This is a genomic window from Methylocella tundrae, assembly GCF_038024855.1.
GTDB lineage: Bacteria > Pseudomonadota > Alphaproteobacteria > Rhizobiales > Beijerinckiaceae > Methylocapsa > Methylocapsa tundrae.
In genome coordinates this window covers 809,901-827,462 of record NZ_CP139089.1, presented here as the reverse complement: position 1 = coordinate 827,462, position 17,562 = coordinate 809,901, and the positions used below count along the sequence as shown (strand labels likewise).

Sequence of the window (17,562 nt, the reverse complement as noted above, 5' to 3'; positions counted from 1 at the left end):
CGTCAAAGCGCCTTGAATCCATCCTGCTTGGCATTGAAAGCGACTGTCGCGTGCAAACCTTGTTTCCAGCAAATTTTGGGCCGCCAGCCGGTTTCGTTGGCGATCAGGGAGGCGTCGAGCACATTGGCGGGGACGTCCGCCTTACGCCCTTCCTGGAAGCGAATCTCGGGCTTCGGGTCGCCAATGCACCGCGCAATATCTGAGATAACCTCAACGATGCTGCGGCCGATTCCACTTGCCACGTTCATGACTTTATGAGGCCCGCTGTAGAGAGCGGCGAGCAAAAACGCATCGACAACATCCTCGATATAGATGTAGTCCCGAACGGTTCCTCCATCACCCCAAATATCGATTGGCTTGCGATGAAGGACCCTGTGGATGACTTCGGCGACCAGCCCTTGGCGCTTAGTGGAGCGCTGAAACGGTCCATAGGGATTGGAAACGCGCAGCACCTGATAGTCGACGCCATATGCATGGGCATAAAAGTAAAGGTATTTCTCGATGAGGAGCTTGTTGACGCCGTAGGGCGAGATCGGATTGGTGGGATGATCTTCCCGGATAGGCGTGCTGTGAGGAATTCCGTAAACGGTGCCGCCGGAAGACGCAAAGACGATCTTGCCGACAGAACCCTCACGACAGACTTCGAGCAAGTTTAGAGCCGGCGAACAGTCGTTAGTCAGATCGGTCACGATCTCCCGCGTGGGCGTTCCCGGAACGGAAGCGCTCAGGAGGTAGAAAACAAAATCGGCTCCATCGACAGCATGACGTAAGACATTGCGGTCATCCAGTTCGGCGCTGGTCCAGCGTACGTTTTCCGGGAAAGCATTTGGATAATTCAGAACACGACCTATCGCGGTCACCTGCGCGCCTTGCGCGGCCAGGCTGCGGCACAGATTGACGCCAAAGAAACCTCCCGCGCCAAGCACCGTACATCGTGCGTTGCGTAACTGCGGCAGGCAGAGGCTCTCTTTTGCGGCTTCGGTCATCGCGATGGATCTAAGTCCCAGGGGCGAGCGTCAAATTGACGAATCGTACAAGGCCCCAGACTCATTCATAGCCCCTTAAAAAGGTAACTTGGGGGCGAAACGCTGGAAAGCGGGCCACGCCAGACCAGCGATTGCGGTCGAACATAGCGGCCAGACAAAAGATCGCTCCAGATCTCCTCAAAGACCGCGAGATAATGCTCGCCCATGTCGCCCGTCCGAAACCCGCCCTCGCTGACACGCTTTATCGCCGCAGCGGACATGGAGGCCAGTCGCGCTGGATTGCGCTGGAGTGCGGCGATGGACTGAGCGAAGGCGTGAACGTCGCCGATCGGCAGTCGATCTCCTACATCCATCGAGACGAGATCTGGAATTCCACTGGGTAGATCGCTCACGACGGGCGCGCATCCGCAGGCCATGGCCTCGATCAGGGAGATCGGCATGCCTTCGAAAGACGATACCAGCAGGAACACATCGCTTTCACGAAAAACCTCGTACATTTCTTCACGGGTGAGGCGGCCAACCATGCTGACGACGCCGTTCTTGATTTTCTCATTCCACGATGTCGCCAGCCACTCCCGTTCGTCGCCTTCGCCGATGACAGTCAAGCGATATGGAACGGCTTCGCGATCGAGGCTCCTCGTGATCGCCACAAGATCTCTCACACGCTTCTGGTGTTGCATGAGGCGTCCGCAAAAGACGATACGAATCGGGTGGTCCGCCGCCCGGTTTGCGATTCGCGCTACCCCGCCCTTTACTGAAACGCCATAGGGTATGACGAGGGTTCTGTCGGCCAGGGAGGGATTTATGTCCACCACTTTATCCAGAAGATGCCGATTGCTGCAGACGATCTTGTTCCAGTAACGCGCGAGCCTGTACACATGATCATAATGCTCGATGTCGTCGCTATGCACGATGCCCACGACGCCAATCCGGCTCGAAAGCGCCGGAGTTATCGCCGAGGTCAGATAATCATAGTTGGGCACTAGGATGCACGGCGCGTTTTCATTGGCAAAATCGATCAACCGCTGCCATTCATCCTCCTGCGGGCCGATAAGATTAAGAAAGCGCATCGGCAATTGCGGGAGAAACTTGCGGTTTGAATCGTTGAAGCTTGGAAAGACAAGTTCGCAATCAACGCCGCGATCGATCAGGTCATGCATCAGCGTTTCTGTGAACGAATTGACGCCGCTTATCCACCAATCGCGCCCGAAGAAAAAAACGCGGGGCTTGACGGGCACTTTGGCCCGGCTCTTGGTCTCGATCAGAGGCGCGCCTAGCGTTTCCCGAGCCAGAGAAGCGACGCTGAGGAAGTAATCTTCGAAACGGTAGCGCGTCTCGACCCTGCGTAACGCATTTGCACCGATGCGTGCACGCTCATCCGAACGCGTAAGCAGTTTTTCGATTTCAGCAGCCATCGCCGATACGTCGCCGTAAGGCACGACAATACCGCTGTCTTCCGCCAGGGCCTCGGGGGCTCCGCCGGCGTCGGCAAAGGCGACTGTGGCGAGAGAGCAAGCCATCGCCTCGTGTATGACGCACGGGAAAGGGTCTTCCCGCGACGTCATGGCAAAAACATCCGCTGCCTGATAGTAAGGAGCCGGATCGTCTTTCAATCCGGCAAAATGGAAGACGTCGCGAATATTAGAGCTGTCGACATCTTTTTTCATCCAATACGCGAAATTTTTGTCCATCGTGTCTGAACCCAGCCAGACGAAGTGCGCACGATCTCCGAGCGTCTGAAAAATACGCTGGGCGACGCTAATAAAAATATCGACGCCCTTGCGGATATTGACGGTCCCGCATCCAAGAACAAGAAGCGCGTCCGCTGAAACTCCGAGTTCACGACGAACCGACAATCGCGCTTCTTCTCGAGAACCGTCGCCAAAACGAGCATCGAGTAGGCCCTGCGGCAAAACTTTCGAGAGCCCCGGCGGAAGCGGCACTTTAGCGTCGGCCACATCACGGACAAATTGGGCAGGAAAAATGATTTGGTCCGAGAATTCGTACAGGTCCCTAATGTAGTTTTCTGGGTACAAATACAGCATTTCATGAACAAGCGAGATGACCGGAATGCCAAGTGCGTGGAACGGTCCGGAGTAGTGGTTTGTGTTGGCGGTGTTGCATAGGGCGAGAATCACAGGGCCGCCTAACCCCAGTTCGCTCACCAGGTCGCTGAGGTTCAGCTCTTTGTCATTTATCGAATGCCGTGATGAATCAAACACGTGGCTATATCTACGAAAGTCTCTCTCGAGATCCCCCGGTTGATCAGTGAATGTAATTAAGCTGTATTGGTTGAGCTGAGCAAAGAATTTTATTAGCGTCAGAATGATCAGAGGAGCCCCGGTCCGGGACATATCGTGGGTTACGAATAAGATTCTCGGCCGCGGGTCGTTGAGTTTGAAGCTTTCGCCGAGCCTTGGCTTCACCACATTATAGTATTTGAGCTTCGCCCATCCGGGTGGAAGATCAGCGTTCACCGAGCCGCCGGAAAGGGGCTTATAGCGCGTTCGTTCCTGGCGGGGCGCTCCAAACTCAAGAAAGTGAGCAAGGGGATTCGCGCCCAGACGCAGCAGGTCTGGATGCCGGCTGGTATACCAGCGGGTCTCAAACTCAGCATGGGGGTTGCGTCCTTCCGCGGCGCCGAAGGCGACATAATGATCGACCGGATCGATCCCCGAAGCCGCAACATCCGGATTCTGTAATAAATACCACGCGACATCGAAAAGCCGGTTCGGGCTATTTCCCAGCACCCTTCCCGCAGTCAAGTGGAAGCTAAAGGTCCCTTCATCCGCTTGGCTAGACTCGGGATAGGTCTCCTCGTACCATTCCGGATTAAAGAGTGGGCTAGGCGCGCGCCGCTCTTTGGCGCCGAACAAAATGTAATGCACGAGGGGATGAATTCCCGCATCCGCGACATCCGAATTGTGCTTCGAATACCACTCCTCATCGAAAAGAGAATTTGCGCTAAATTTAGGCTCTTCACCCCTAAGATATTGTTTGATCAATTCGTCCACGTCCCCGCGGACGAGAGGAGCCGTCAGATAGATCCATTCAATATCAAATAATCCACTTGACCGGATTATCTTCAATAGAGATTCGTCAATGTTGACATCGACGCTTTCTATAAATTGCCCCATGTTTAGGCGCCCCCACCTATTTCCTTATCAAGCCAAACTCAGAGAGCATTCTTAGACAGAAAAGCGAGGTTCTCAACCAGCGCGCCGTCGGTCGCGCTTATCGAGAGACATCCGCTTTTGCTCGCGACGCAGCGCTTCGAACACAACTCTGCTTTTATGGAGTTCCGGGTGGGGTCTCATCTCATTCGTCATAGAGAAATTGCGAAAGAGCCACGTCAATTTTTCCGGGAGCTCCCGGCTCCTTTGACCGTGAACGGCGAGAGTTCGATTCCTGCATAATAGGCGTGCAATCCTGGTGTGGGGGTGACAGCAATCTCCAGATCAAGATGATCACAATTACCAGTTTCAAAGTCTATGAAAGTCCGCGTGCGAGGCTCCACCGAGATGCTTTGGATTTCATCGGGCTTCCGATTGAGGTCGCGAACGCTAACCACGGCGCCGGGGTTGTCAGCCGCGCCATTGCTGGCATAGGCCGAAAACAGCAAATGCGTCCCTGATGAAGTTGGCAGTCCCTTCCAGATCACGCGGAGGGCGTCGTCGGTTTGATTTGGATGGACCTGGGAGCCGCAAGCAAACGGAAAACGGGCCGGCTTGGTATGTTGGTTGCCGTTGATGACCTCGGGAACGCATTTGGCGAAAAACATTCGGCACTGCGCCTCGCCCGGATAGTCGATCTCCGCAAAGGGCGATAGCAGGGAAACAAAGTCGTCTATGACCTCGGCGCTGTGCGCAATGTCCCAATCAGCCTGCAGCAATGTCGCGATGTCGGCGAGCGTCTGCTTAATATCGGTGAAGCGCAAAATTCCGAGATTCGGCGCGCTCGCCTCCGTCCATTTTTGACCGCGCCAAACCCGGAAAATGTCACGCGCGGCATTTTGGTGCGAATAGCCCTCGCGGAAAGGCAACAGAAGGTCGTGTAAAGCGATAACGGCTCCTTCCCTTAAGTTCGGCAGAATGCTGAGCAGGTCGATCGCAGCCCAGGGCGACGAATGAGACGCGTCGATGAAGACGAAATCCACTTGCCGGTCGCCCAGCGTCGCCTTGATGTCGAGCGCGGTCGACGACCGATGAAAATGTACATTCGGACGCTCGCCGAGGATTTCGAGAGCAGCCTGTCCGACGATCTTCGACTCGTCGAAGTAACAGACTTCCATGATGTCGAAAGTGTGCAGTTCCCATTGCTGGTCGGCCGCATCCGCGGCGGCGGCGAGCACGGCCGTCGAAACTCCAGAAGCCGTTCCGACTTCGACCAGAACACGCGGCCGCAACCGTTGAACCATGCTGGAAAGAACAGCAGCCTCTGCCGATGTTATCGTTCCTGTCGAAACCCAGGACGGAACCTTGCTATAAATACTTTTTAGCAAATCCAGCATTATTTCTCCCGGGTGCGAATATCCATCACGGGACGGCCAAGAAAACAGACTAACCGTGCGCGCCCGCCACGTCGAAAGACCATAATCACATGGGGGGCAAAGTACCCTTCTTCAACGTGCTGTCAACCAAAGCTCTCACCGGCATGGGATCGTCGGTCAAAATGGATCTGATGCGATTCGGCCTCGCTCGCCTTTCGAGCCGCCGGCTTAATTCCGGAATGATTTCCTCTTCCGCGCAGGCTTATGGTCAGGAATGCGCTTTTCTCCGGTCATCGCCGGGCAATCATTGATCGTCACCGGGACGGCGTCGGCGCCGTCAAACGATGGCGAGGGCGGCGGCATAAACCGGGTCCTGGCGCTCTGCCGCAATTCCGCTCGGAGTTCTCATTAGAGATGCGAACCATCGACGCGCAGCTGCGTCGGAGCCTTGGAGGCGATCAAACATCTACAGCGGGGTTGCGCCTCAGTCAGTCCGCAATTATCGGACACTTCGAAAAATCCGTCCTGAAAGCACAAGAAATCGGCAGGCTCCTAAATCGATGACGCGAATTGAGTTGCGGGAACGAAACATTGAGGCGCAGCCATGCAATCAAACATGACGATTAAGCCATCGCGGCCCGCCTCGTCCGCGCTTGCGGTCAATCTGGCAGTCGTCCGGGCAATTTTGTTGCGCGATATCAGCGTCCAAACCGGACCCTACGGCACAGGCTTGATTGTTCTCTTATTGATGCCCCTCGGGCATCTTCTGGCCGTAGTGATCGTCTTCAAAACTTTCGGCCGGTTACCGGCGGTAGGAACGGACCAGCTTGTCTATTACGGCGTATCCATACTTCCATTTGTGATTTATGTTTACGCTGCCAGACAGCTTGTTATGGCGCTTATCATAAACCGGCAGCTTCTTTATTTTAGTAGAGTAAAGGTTTTCGATATTCTGCTTGCAAGAGGCGCTTTGGAACTCGCAAATTCGATCGTTCTTTCAATTGTCGTGATATTGATATTGGTCTTTTTCTCAGACGGGTTTTCGCCGCGGGATCCTACGGGCTTCGTTTTTGCGATTGCCGGAACGATTTATTTTGCGTTTTCATTTGGTGTCTTGAATGGCTTAATTGCACAAGTTGTTCCAATATGGGCCCTGTTGTTTAACCTTTCGATGCCGCTTTTTTGGATCAGCTCAGGCATTATCTTCTTTCCTCCGGCGATCCCGGATCCTTATGATCACTGGGCCGCTTTGAATCCATTGCTGCAATGCGTCGAGTGGATCCGTTCGTCGTATTACGAGGATTACCCGGATAAGCTTGTTAATATTCCTTATCTCTTCGCTTTTTCGACAGCGTGTTTGGGCATCAGTCTCATGTCCGAGAAGCTTGCAAGGCGAAGGCTTCGATAAGCTCCGCATGCCTGATTTGCTGGGTACGATCCAACCCGGCTTTATTAAAGCCCATAGATACCAACGGCCCTTATGATTGACCGATGTGGGCCCATTCGCGCATGCCGATTGAGGTGATTGTTTTGGGCTGTGCGATGAGGTTTCGCCAGGCCTCACAGGCGGCGTCGATGATGGCGTCATAGCTTTCGAAGACGCGGTTCGAGGGCCAGTTCGCGCGCAGATATTGCCAGATGTTTTCGACCGGGTTCAGCTCCGGGGATCGGGAAGGCAGGAAAATCAGCGTCATGTTCTTTGGGACGTTGAGGGCGCCCGTCGTATGCCACCCGGCGCGATCGAGCAGCAGGACAGCGTGTGCGCCCTTGGCGACCATGCGTGAGATTTCGTCGAGATGAAGTTGCATGGCCTCTGTGTTGGCATAGTGCAGTGCGAGCGCCGCGCCGGTTCCGCGGGCCGGGCAGATCGCGCCGAAGAGCCAGGCGCTCTCGTAGCGCTGGTCGGCAGGCTGACGCGGCCGCGTTCCGCGTCTTGCCCATTGGCGGACGATGCCGTTCTTCTGGCCGATCCGGGCCTCGTCCTGGAACCAGATCTCGATGGGTTTGCCCTTCCTGACGCCGGCCAGATGGACGTTCAGCGCGGCCGCAAAGTTTTTTTAAACGCCTCGATCGTCCGGGCGTCCTGCCCCGGATGGCGCCGACGGGCGCTGACATGGGAGAAGCCGAGCGCCTTGAGGAGCTTGCCGACCGTACGCTCGTGATAGACGACGCCGAAGCGCTCGCCGATGACGCGTTGCAAGTCGACGCGCCGCCAGCGCACGACGCCATGCACGGCCCGGTCCGGACCGGTCTCGACAAGCTGCGCCAGTTCCGCCTGCTGCTCCGCCGAGAGGCGCGTCGGCCTGCCCTTCGACCAGTTGTCGAGAAGCCCGTCTGGGCCATGGTCGTTAAACCGATGCGCCCAGTCGCGCAGTGTCTGGCGATCCATGCCGCCGATCCGCGCCGCATCTGTCCGGTTCATGCCGTCCAGGACCGCCGCCAGCGCCAATAGACGCCGGCTCTGGTTCGCGTTCTTCGCCGCCGTCGCAAGCCGCCGAAGTTCGCCAGCTGAAAAATCCGTCCGTAATTTAACCGCTGACGCCATCGCGCGTATCCTCCCCGCGCCATGCAATCATCTCAGACGCGAAAGCGGAATCCCTCACGAGTCAAATATCGAGGCCGTTGGTATGACAAGCTCAGTAGGCGATGACCTTACCCCTTGGGCTTGACCTGCTCCCTGAAAACCCGGCCATTTTGAACTGGGATTTTCCAATTATGATCCCTGATCAAGGAGAATTCCATGAAAACGAGCAAGTTCACGGAGACGCAGATCGCCTTCGTTTTGAAGCAGGCGGAGGATGGCGTTGCCGTTGCGAGGTCTGTCGCAAGGCGGGCATTTCGGATGCGACCTTTTACAACTGGCGCAAGAAATACGCTGGCCTGATGCCGTCGGAGATGAAGCGGCTGCGCCAGCTTGAGGAAGAAAACGCCAAGCTGAAACGGATTGTCGCCGACCTGTCCTTGGACAAAGCCATGCTTCAGGACGTGCTGGCAAAAAAGCACTGACGCCTGGCCGCAAGCGGGAGCTTGTCGACAAGCTGCGATCGGATCGGAAAGTCTCGATCCGGCGCGCCTTTGCTCGGCCCTGCGGGTCGACCGGGCGCCGTACGCCTACAATTCCAAACGGGGCGGCCAGGCGGATATCAAGCAGCGGATCAAGGAGATCGCGGAGACGCGCGTGCGCTATGGCTATCGGCGCATTCACGTGCTGCTGCGGCGGGAAGGCTGGGCGGCGAACGCCAGCGGATCTATCGGCTTCACAAGGATATTGGCCTGCAATTGCGGAACAAGACCCCAAAGAGGCGGGTGAAGGCCAAACTGCGGGACGACCGATGCGCCGCCATGCAGCACAACGAAACCTGGGCGGAGCTGGTTTGAGGCTCCGGCAGGCGCAGCCTGTTGGAGAAGCCAGCGGAGGGGATGGACTTTGTGCATGACCAGTTGGCGACAGGCCGAAAGCTTCGCGTGTTGACCATAGTCGACACGTTTTCCCGCTTCTCTCCGGCTATTGATCCCCGTTTCAGCTATCGGGGCGAAGACGTGGTCTTGACGCTGGAGCGGATCTGCAAGAGCGTCGGCTATCCGAAGACGATCCGAGCTGGGAGTGTCAGAAATTTTGTGTGCGAGGCCGGTGAGCCATCATGCTTGAACGAACCTTTCGTCGAACATGATGGCGAATTGGGTCTTTGCCTCGAACCATTCGCGCGGCGGCATTTTCCACTCTCGGGCGGTCTCGCGCAAGACGAGAAACGATACATGTTTGAACGATCGTCTGCGGAAAGACGGCGTTGATCGCCTCCGGAAAGCCTTTCAAACCGTCGACGACGGCGGTCAGAACGTCATTGACGCCCCGGTTCTTCAGCTCGTTCATCACCCGCAGCCAGAATTTGGCGCCTTCGGTATTTTCGATCCAAAGACCCAAAATATCCTTCGTCCCATCCGCCTTGACGCCCAGCGCGATATAGACGGCCTTGTTGCGCACCAGGCCTTCGTCCCGGATTTTAACCCGCAACGCATCAAAGAAAACAAGCGGATAGCTCGCCTCCAAAGGGCGGTTCCGCCATTCGCCAACCGTCTCCAGAACCGCATCCGTCACCGTCGAGATCAGGTCGGACGAAACATCCAGCCCATAAATCTCAAGCAGATGTCCCTGAATCTCCCGCACCGTCATGCCGCGCGGATACATCGACACGATCTTCTCGTCGAAACCGGGAAACCGGCGCTGGTATCTGGCGATCAGCTTGGGATCGAAAGTTCCCTCACGATCGCGCGGTATGCGAATATCGAGCTTCGACGTCTCGGTGATCACCTTCTTGTTCGAATAGCCATTGCGGTGGCTTTTTCCTGCCCTCGGCCGTCTCGCCCTCAAGATGATCGTCAATCTCAGCGTTTAGCACCCGCTCGGCCAGCGCCTTCTTCAGCTCATCGAATAAGCCGTCCTTGTTGAAAACCTCTTTCGGATCGCGGCCGGCCAGAAGTTGATCCAGGGTGTCTTTCTTGATTGCCATATGAGCCCTCCATCGGCGTCATTATGGCCCAGCACACAAGATTCCTGACAGTCCCTCCGGGTGGATCAGGGCTCCGAATTCATCTCGCGGGACCTTGATCTGTGGGCCTATCAGAAGGGCGTCGTGCTCGACTTTTCACGGCCCGGCAAGCCGACCGACAACGCTTTCATCCAGTCGTTCAACGGCAAGTTTCGGGCGGAGTGCCTCAATGCCCCCTGGTTCATGAGCCTTGCGGACGCCCGGGAGAAAATGGAGGTCTGGCGTAGAGACTATAACGAGGTCAGACCCCATAGCGCGATCGGGAATAAGCCCCCGATATCGTTGGCAAACGGCTTATCGACGCTCCCCGCGTCATAAGCCAAAACAGGCGGAAATTCCAGTTTCGGCTGGCCTAAAAACCGGGAGCGGCTCAGGAGGCCTCCAATAACTCTGATTTTGGCTGAGCCCCGTCGTGCATTGATCGCTATTACGGCGTCTTTGCGCCGCTCATCGCGGAGGCCCGAGCCTCGCTCGCCAACTATCCTCGCTTCCACAATTCCCCCGATCCAATCCAGCCTTGACCTGCAGAGGTCAGATCAGGCCTATTTCAACCGGCTGCCGCAGATCGCGGCGATCCGGAACCCGGCAGAGGCGCGACTTATCAAACCGGAAAAACTATCCCAACAATCCGAGCGCGCTCTGCTAGTTTTTCGTTTACATCGTCACTTATAGAATGATGGTAGACAAATCTATGCCTGCATTGAGCATCATTTTAATAGCTCACAACATGGAACGTGAGCTGCCGAGAACCTTGAAGTCATTCTCTCCCCCGATGCAGCAGGGATTGAGTGTCGACGATTATGAGTTGATAGTGGTCGATAACGGCTCTCGACGCCCTTTTCGCCAGCAGGAGCTGGAGCCCTTTGCGCCAAACGTCAGGGTTCTCGATGCGCCCGATCCCACTCCCTCGCCTGTCGCCGCGATTCACCAAGGGTTGGTTGCGGCGAAAGGCGAACTTATCGGAGTTTGCATCGATGGAGCTCGAATGGCGTCCCCAGGCCTCCTTGTCAATGCTCTGGCCGCGTCTCAGCTCCATCCGAAGCCGGTAATCGGGACCTTGGCCTTTCATCTGGGTTTCAAGGTGCAGATGGAAAGCGTCCTTGAGGGATATTCTCAGGAGGTCGAAGATACCCTTCTCGCTCGTTGCGACTGGGAGAAGGACGGCTATCGGCTCTTCCAGATCTCTAGTTTCGCTGGTTCCTCAGCCGAGGGGTGGTTCGAATTGCCAGCAGAAGCAAACGCATTGTTCCTCAAGCGTTCGCATTGGCGAGATTTAAATGGCGGCTATGATATCCGCTTCAGGACGCCCGGCGGAGGTCTGGCGAATTTAGACCTGTGGCATCGGCTGGCCGAAGATGCAACATCGGGTTTGATCATGTTGCTAGGCGAGGCGACGTTTCACCAGGTCCACGGCGGCGTGGCGACGAATGCGCTTGAGTCACCTTGGGCAGAATTCAGCCGCGAGTACCGAGCCATCCGGGGCGTCGAATATAAGCGTCCCGTGCGCAGGCCGCTACTGTATGGCGCCTTCAATGCCGAGAGCGCCAGCCATATTGAACGTTTTTCAAGCAGCGCCTCGTCGAGGTAAAATTACGGCGCGGCAACGGTCCGGACCGCGAAGGCTTCCCGTCGCTTCGTCACAGGAGGCTGGCGTCTTATTAAACACGACATTACTCCTACCTCTTAGCGAAGTGGGAGTGCCTGTCGGGAGACTTTCGGGGCTATTTCAGCCAGAGCTTTGACGGGTTCCCTATCATATCTCCGTAAGTACACAGAAGGCTTTTCGTTGGATACAAAGAGTCCGAATGAAGCAATTGATCCTGGGAAAAAATCCTAGACCGAACCGCGCGGCTGCGCAGAAAATATTTCATCCGCCAGTTTTCTGTATCTAACATAATCGTCCGACGCATATACTTCATTCAGATCGCAGCGACGCGTGGAAGGCGTCAATTGCAAAAGTTTTGGTTCATTGGCGCGTCCGAGCGCGATCAGGAGATTATGGTTTGACGCTTCAAACCGCTGACGCAGTTTTTCATGTTCGGCCCCGCCGAGAATGCTCCGAACTCCTGACGCGAGACGCTTTGACGCCTGCTCGCCCGCCGCTCGGCGCCGGACGAAGTCCGCGTGGGAGAACGGTCGTTCCAGAGCCAAAAGATAGGCGAGATCATGGATGTTGAGCGAAACCTGAGCGGGGGGAACCTCAATGAGGTCGGGCACGATGGGCAGGCCGGCCGCGCTTAAGAATGCGGAGAACAGATCGGATCGGGCTTCGTCGTAAAAGACGATGTTGCAAGCGCCGAAAGCATGCCGCCATGCCTCGTAATGAGCATTCCAATCAGGACGACAAAAGCGCTCACCTTGCGTGTCGCAGAGCCGCGTAACGAAGCTCGAGAGATCCTCGGCTACATCTGCTGTTTTAGTCAACTGATTGAAGTAGGATTCTATCCATTGGTCTTGTCGGCGCACGAACAGAACAATGACGCAGGCCCTGCACGTCGGGAGAAGCTCGCGAAGTGCTCCCGCGTGCTCCGGGCGGAAATTTTCAGCTGAAAGAACAATAGCTTCCTCATCCGACCGCCAATCGCGAAGCAACTCGGAAACAATCGCGGTCGGCCTCAGCCTGGTTACGTCGATGTTTGGAAATATCCGCTCGAAGCTTAAAGAAGCACGCTTGCTCAGGACAGTCGCGAGCAGTTTAGCGTTGCCGGCCATCTGCGCGACCGAGGGTAGGACGGGTACGTAAATCCCGTTTCTCCGCAAGTGCGCCGGATCCGCGCGCAGTCGCTTTTGGAGGTAAGTCGAACCGGTTTTCGGCGCGCCAACATGGATAATGATGCGGGGAATGTTGTTCATAGCTCAATCACAACGGCACCTTTACGGCCTTCACAAGAGCGCCGTTCTCATAGCGGTGCAGATATCCTGGTGAAAGATTTTGCGCTTCCGCAGGTAACGGACTGTAAGAATGCCAAATCCGGATAGAGCCGCTGATCAATTCTCCAAATGCGCGATGATTGAAGCTCGGAGATAGCGTGTACGGATTGAAACCCAGCATCTCCATTGCAAGACTTATGTATGGTTGATCGCCCCAGGGCGCAATTTCGTCCTTGTTTGCAGTGGCGCGCGCCAGACTGAAGATGTCTCGCACTTCCGGTCGGTTCGCGGCAAAGAAGATAACTCCGGAATTGTAGATCATCTGGCCGCAAGGCGAAACTCCCTCTCGGACCATGACGCTGCGGAACGAGCGAAAATCCTCGAGCGAATAGTGAGGCGCAGCCGCCATCGCTACCCCATGACGCTCTGCTTTCTCGAACCCTAAGGAAATGTCCCCTATCACGCGAGTGTCGACATCGAGGAAGAGAACCGTTTCAAGGTCATCGGGCACAGCCGACAACAGCTCGAGCTTTGCCAGTTTGCCGGGAAACATCAAATCTCGTCTCAGGACCGCTACATGGGAGGGCAAACAGGCGACATCCGTCTCATTGTCGGTGATAAGAAGAATCGGATAATCTGGAAGGCGACTTTCCGCAATGCATCGTCCAACATTATTGATGAAGGCGTCACCCCAGGCCAGAAACACGATCGTGCGGCGATTCATCTAATTTCACTTTCAGTCAAATGAGCGCCGCAAGGCCTGATCCGAGCGTCGATGGTGATTGATGCAATTGTTAAGGGAAGTAGACGACGGTGTCTTGCTCCCAAAGCAACGCTTGGCATATATTTGACTTCCTCTTCAAGTTCAGCCGATATCTTAGAATTTGGAGGGGGGAGCTAGTGGGTTGGGAAGACCACGGTACATATAGCAACATTTCGCGAACCGGCTTTTGGGACGGAATCGAGCGCGTCGTCGCTATCGTAGGGTGTCAGCGAAGCGGGACTACGCTGACGGGCCAGATCGTCGGCGCTCATCCACAGGCTTTTCTTGTAGATGAGTTTGATGGCCTTTATCCCTGGTTCCATGCGGAGACCGACAGGCACCATAATGCTGCGGCGCTTGCTGAGGCAATGGTAAAAAGCGCCGAGGCGAAATATCGGCAAATGGATAAGCCGCGCCGTCTCGGCGGCGCTGTGACTGCAGGCGACATAGGCGCGAAGATCCTCGTTCTTAAGGCTCCAAACTTGACCTACGACGTCGGCCGGCTTTCATCTCTGCGAGCGCCTGTATCTGTCGTCTACCCCGTGCGAGACCCCAGAGCCGTCGTCGCTTCGATGGCCCGGCTTAGCCACATCGACTTCGTCGGAAACCAGCTTCGTTTGCTCAATAATCGACCAGAGCTAATCGAGCGGTTCGCGGCGGAGTACCGGCTCATCGCAGATGAAGCTCAGCCTCCGTGGATAAGGCGGGCCGCGATCTGGAACATTAAATCAAGTATGGCGCCAACATTCCGCCAGGCGGGCATTTGCGTGACGCAGTTTAGATATGAGGATCTGGTCTGCGAGCCGGACCGGATGATTTCACGGATACTGGACGAATGCCATTTGCCAGATTCCGCTGAAGCGCTCCGCTCGCACGCCTTGTATCGAGGGGAAGGTCCGGGCGGAACTGACCGGACGCGCCCAATCGATGCTACATCATTGTTCGTTTGGCGGAGCGACCTCGATGAGGCGCAGCAAGCCGATGTTATTCATATAGCCGGCGCGTCGGCGAGGAGCTTTGGATATGGCGGACCCGACAATGCAACGCAGCCGTAGCGACGTTGCACAGGATCCGCTTGAACCGATTATCTTGCTTGGACGTGGCGGAAGCGGGACGCGATTGCTGTCGGCATTTGCCGCCTCAAACGGGATTTTTTTGGGTAATATGCTGAACGCCACCGCAGACTCGGTGGAATGGGTCCAAGATATCTATGATTTGGCGATCGAGTCGACGACAGTGGGCGTCGATGCCGGATCGACCCGCGATGCTTACTGGCGTGAGCGGCTGCGCGGGACAGCGGGGCGGATTCTCTCCGCGGCCGGCTTGCCGTCAGATGTTGCTTGGGGATGGAAGCTTCCAGAAACGATGCTGGCGCTTCCGCAAGTGTTGCGGGCCTTTCCGCGCGCGCGGGTCGTTCACCTCGTCCGTCATCCGGTTACCAGTTCATTGCGTCGCACACATATGACCTCGCGTTTGAGCAACCCTGTTGGTCAAGTCGTGCTGCCCGCCGCCTACGTAGCTTGCGGGCTCAATCCCAAAAACATCGAATTCGACGAACCTTATTTGCACAATGCCGTGACGTGGACTTACCAGGTCGGAAATGTCTGCCGCGCGCTTTCCAAAACCCTCGCCGACGAGCGGCATTTACAGCTGCGCTATGAGGACATTTGCGCGAATCCGGTCGAAACACATTGTGAACTTGGCAAATTTCTCGGGAAGAACGTTGTTCCGATGAATGAAATTCCGGACATCGATTGGGCCCGCGTCAGCAACTTTGATATCAACGATGAAAGGCCTGAGCAAATTTGGTCTATATGCGGCGAAGTCGCTATTGCTCTCGGATACGCCAAGGACGGCCTGGCAGTCAGGCCCATCAACGCGCCACATCCGATTTGACAAAGCCTTAAGCCGCTTTCGGGCCGCTCTTGTCACGCTGCATCGTTACAAGCCTGAGAGCCCGCGAGGAGATCCGAGCCCAGTGCAGAAATCCCATAGTTTCGCAGCATTAGTGGAAACGGTAAAAAAACCAGCATAGGGGCCGCACACACCGAGGTTGACGTTAAAGAAACTCGCAGTCCCAAGATGCGCATACAGTTTTTGATGCTCGATGTCGGAATTCGCCGCGAACCCCCCAGCGCTGTTCACCATCGCAGCAATGGCTGGAGAGCCCACGCTGGTCCCCCCAACAATGTACCACCCACCCTGATCCGAAGCGCCGCAACTTGTTCCGCAGTAAACCCAGACGCCGGTGTTTGGATTCCCGTCAAATGAAATATCAGGCACTCCCCGCGCATCTCCAACGCGGCCGCTTATCCCATCCTGATAGGGTGGTCGCGGGACATAAGCGCTCGCCCCCCCGCCCCCGTCCGCCCAGGTGGTCTCCTGTCTGAATTTTCCAGTTTCGACGTTGCGCGAAACGCTCGTGCCGCCGACCGCGATCACCGACGGCAATGTCGATGGAAAGGACACGCCCGGCGCGTCGCCAGTGGACGCGAAAAAGACGACATTGGTTTTCCCATTGAAATGAGATGCATAAGAGAGCTCGCCAGAGAATTCAGCTCCGCCCCAGCTATTCGAAACCTCCCCTCCCCCTGCCGCCGTAACCATTGAGCTTGCGATATCTTCAGCCTGCATAAGATCGGGATACGAATTCGATGCAGCTTCGACCAGGATAATTTTTGCGCCGGGAGCGAGTGCATGAACCACTTCGACGTCAAGCGCTTCTTCCAGCGCCCAGCCATTGTCGAGCGCCGGACGCGCGCCGGCGGCGAAGACGACCTGAAAATTTGTTGCGGTCGGACTGGGCAGGCCAAATTGTGCGGAAAATCGCTGTAGGTCGGTCAGGATCGATGGATTGTCATAAGCATCGACAATAGCCACGACCTTGCTGCCCCCAAGGGCGTTAGCGGTGACCGCATTGGGGTTGCAGCCGGCGATGGGAGTGACCAAGGCGTATAGGCACGCGAGAGAGGCCGGAGTTTCGATGTAGAAGCCCGAAAACGGCGGTCCGACGGCCGCCTTTGGCGCAGCGATCCCCGCCTCTTGCGATTCCTCTGCTTTGGCTGGAACAAACAGGCGAACGTTGGTATGCGCGCGGCGGCCTGAATCGCCAGGCTTGGCGGTGCTTGCTTCTGGTATGATTGTTTGACCCTTCAGTCGCGAGTCACCGTCTCGGACCGCAAAATCAGAGATAGCAAGCCCTGGAGGCGCGGCCGGCGTGATGTTGCGAGGCGCCTGCGTCTGCGCCTGCACCACGCTACTCGAAATCGCCAAAACCGTAAGTCCAAGCCTCGTGATTTCAATCGGGTTCATTACACAGGTCTCGCTCTGCCAATCACTACGTTGCGAGCATCTCTGATATCTCTCCTCGCGCTGTAGGGTCTGCTGATCCTTTGTGAAAGCACCAGTACGAACATCCGCGCCGATGTGCCGGAGCGCGGCCACGCTGGCGTTGACTGCCTCAATCGGTGACTGCCTCAATCAAAGCGATCCTAACAGCGTTCCGGTGGAATGCCCAGTTTGGCATCCCCTCACCCGGATGGGAAGCCGCGCGGCGCGTGATATCGTGCCGCCTCGCCGGAACGGGTGTTTTTAACCGCGAAAACGGCCTGCGGAAACTTCCTATGGCGGCGTCATTTGCGCCTGAAGTCTTATCTCATGCGGCCGAATCCGAGAGGATTCGCAAATGGCTGCGCTTCTGATTAAAGCCCCGCGCTGACGAAGGAGACTGGCGTGCAGGGGTCGAGGCTCTCTACATTCGATCCGCGCCGTCACGTGGCGGACCCCATTGAATGATGGTCTTCAGCGCCGCCAGGCGGCGGAGCGATTTGGAATGAACGCGGCGAGCGCCCGCCGCTGGCTCGCTCGTCTGACGAAACAAAGCGTCGTCGCGCCCTTGAGCTTCAA

Annotated in this window: 11 protein-coding genes and 3 pseudogenes; 6 read left to right on the top strand and 8 right to left on the bottom strand. The window is 56.3% G+C overall.

Annotated elements, in window-relative coordinates; translation table 11 throughout:
• Positions 1-2: 2 nt before the first annotated feature.
• The 3 genes from SIN04_RS06330 to SIN04_RS06320 all read right to left on the bottom strand — a co-directional run bounded on the left by SIN04_RS06330 (position 3) and on the right by SIN04_RS06320 (position 5,496).
• Positions 3-986: an NAD-dependent epimerase/dehydratase family protein gene (locus SIN04_RS06330; protein ID WP_134487406.1), complete on the bottom strand. Its 984-nt coding sequence runs from the start codon at positions 984-986 to the stop codon at positions 3-5.
• Between the two features lie 65 nt (positions 987-1,051).
• Positions 1,052-4,123, bottom strand: coding sequence for a glycosyltransferase family 4 protein (locus tag SIN04_RS06325; protein WP_134487403.1), 3,072 nt, complete (start codon positions 4,121-4,123; stop codon positions 1,052-1,054).
• Positions 4,124-4,338: 215 nt separating this feature from the next.
• Positions 4,339-5,496 carry a class I SAM-dependent methyltransferase gene (locus tag SIN04_RS06320; protein ID WP_134487400.1) on the bottom strand — a complete coding sequence of 386 codons (1,158 nt, stop codon included), beginning with the start codon at positions 5,494-5,496 and terminating at the stop codon, positions 4,339-4,341.
• Between the two features lie 583 nt (positions 5,497-6,079).
• On the opposite strand from SIN04_RS06320, the gene SIN04_RS06315 reads away from it, so the two are divergent.
• Positions 6,080-6,883, top strand: coding sequence for an ABC transporter permease (locus tag SIN04_RS06315; RefSeq protein ID WP_134487397.1), 804 nt, complete (start codon positions 6,080-6,082; stop codon positions 6,881-6,883).
• Positions 6,884-6,953: 70 nt separating this feature from the next.
• On the opposite strand, the gene SIN04_RS06310 is transcribed toward SIN04_RS06315, so the two are convergent.
• A protein-coding gene (locus SIN04_RS06310) for an IS630 family transposase (protein ID WP_341264302.1) occupies positions 6,954-8,020 on the bottom strand; the annotation gives its coding sequence in 2 pieces (ribosomal slippage) (positions 6,954-7,534 and positions 7,534-8,020; 1,068 coding nt in all).
• Between the two features lie 195 nt (positions 8,021-8,215).
• On the opposite strand from SIN04_RS06310, the pseudogene SIN04_RS06305 reads away from it, so the two are divergent.
• A pseudogene (locus SIN04_RS06305) lies at positions 8,216-9,096 on the top strand (transposase); the annotation flags it as partial.
• 61 nt (positions 9,097-9,157) lie between these two features.
• On the opposite strand, the pseudogene SIN04_RS06300 reads toward SIN04_RS06305, so the two are convergent.
• Positions 9,158-9,983: pseudogene (locus tag SIN04_RS06300) on the bottom strand (IS256 family transposase); the annotation flags it as partial.
• Between the two features lie 48 nt (positions 9,984-10,031).
• Between SIN04_RS06300 and SIN04_RS06295 the strand changes: the two are divergent.
• Both SIN04_RS06295 and SIN04_RS06290 read left to right on the top strand, forming a co-directional pair.
• Positions 10,032-10,340: pseudogene (locus SIN04_RS06295) on the top strand (integrase core domain-containing protein); the annotation flags it as partial.
• Positions 10,341-10,749: 409 nt separating this feature from the next.
• The gene (locus tag SIN04_RS06290; RefSeq protein ID WP_166795861.1) at positions 10,750-11,610 is read left to right on the top strand and encodes a glycosyltransferase family A protein; all 861 of its coding nucleotides are present in this window, start codon (positions 10,750-10,752) and stop codon (positions 11,608-11,610) included.
• A gap of 245 nt (positions 11,611-11,855) precedes the next feature.
• Here the strand turns inward: SIN04_RS06290 and SIN04_RS06285 are convergent, their stop codons facing one another.
• Positions 11,856-12,875 (bottom strand): hypothetical protein, encoded by a 1,020-nt coding sequence (locus SIN04_RS06285; RefSeq protein WP_134487391.1) that lies wholly within the window; start codon positions 12,873-12,875, stop codon positions 11,856-11,858.
• 7 nt (positions 12,876-12,882) lie between these two features.
• Entirely contained in the window at positions 12,883-13,617 is a 735-nt protein-coding gene (locus tag SIN04_RS06280) for a hypothetical protein (protein ID WP_134487388.1), read from the bottom strand.
• Between the two features lie 176 nt (positions 13,618-13,793).
• Here SIN04_RS06280 and SIN04_RS06275 point away from each other — a divergent pair, with 176 nt between their 5' ends.
• Both SIN04_RS06275 and SIN04_RS06270 read left to right on the top strand, forming a co-directional pair.
• The gene (locus SIN04_RS06275; RefSeq protein WP_166795860.1) at positions 13,794-14,711 is read left to right on the top strand and encodes a sulfotransferase family protein; all 918 of its coding nucleotides are present in this window, start codon (positions 13,794-13,796) and stop codon (positions 14,709-14,711) included.
• Positions 14,680-15,552: a sulfotransferase gene (locus tag SIN04_RS06270; RefSeq protein WP_134487382.1), complete on the top strand. Its 873-nt coding sequence runs from the start codon at positions 14,680-14,682 to the stop codon at positions 15,550-15,552. Before SIN04_RS06275 ends, SIN04_RS06270 begins: the two co-directional genes overlap by 32 nt.
• Before the next feature lie 45 nt (positions 15,553-15,597).
• Here SIN04_RS06270 and SIN04_RS06265 read toward each other — a convergent pair whose 3' ends face one another.
• Entirely contained in the window at positions 15,598-16,968 is a 1,371-nt protein-coding gene (locus SIN04_RS06265; RefSeq protein ID WP_341264301.1) for a S53 family peptidase, read from the bottom strand.
• Positions 16,969-17,562: the final 594 nt, after the last annotated feature.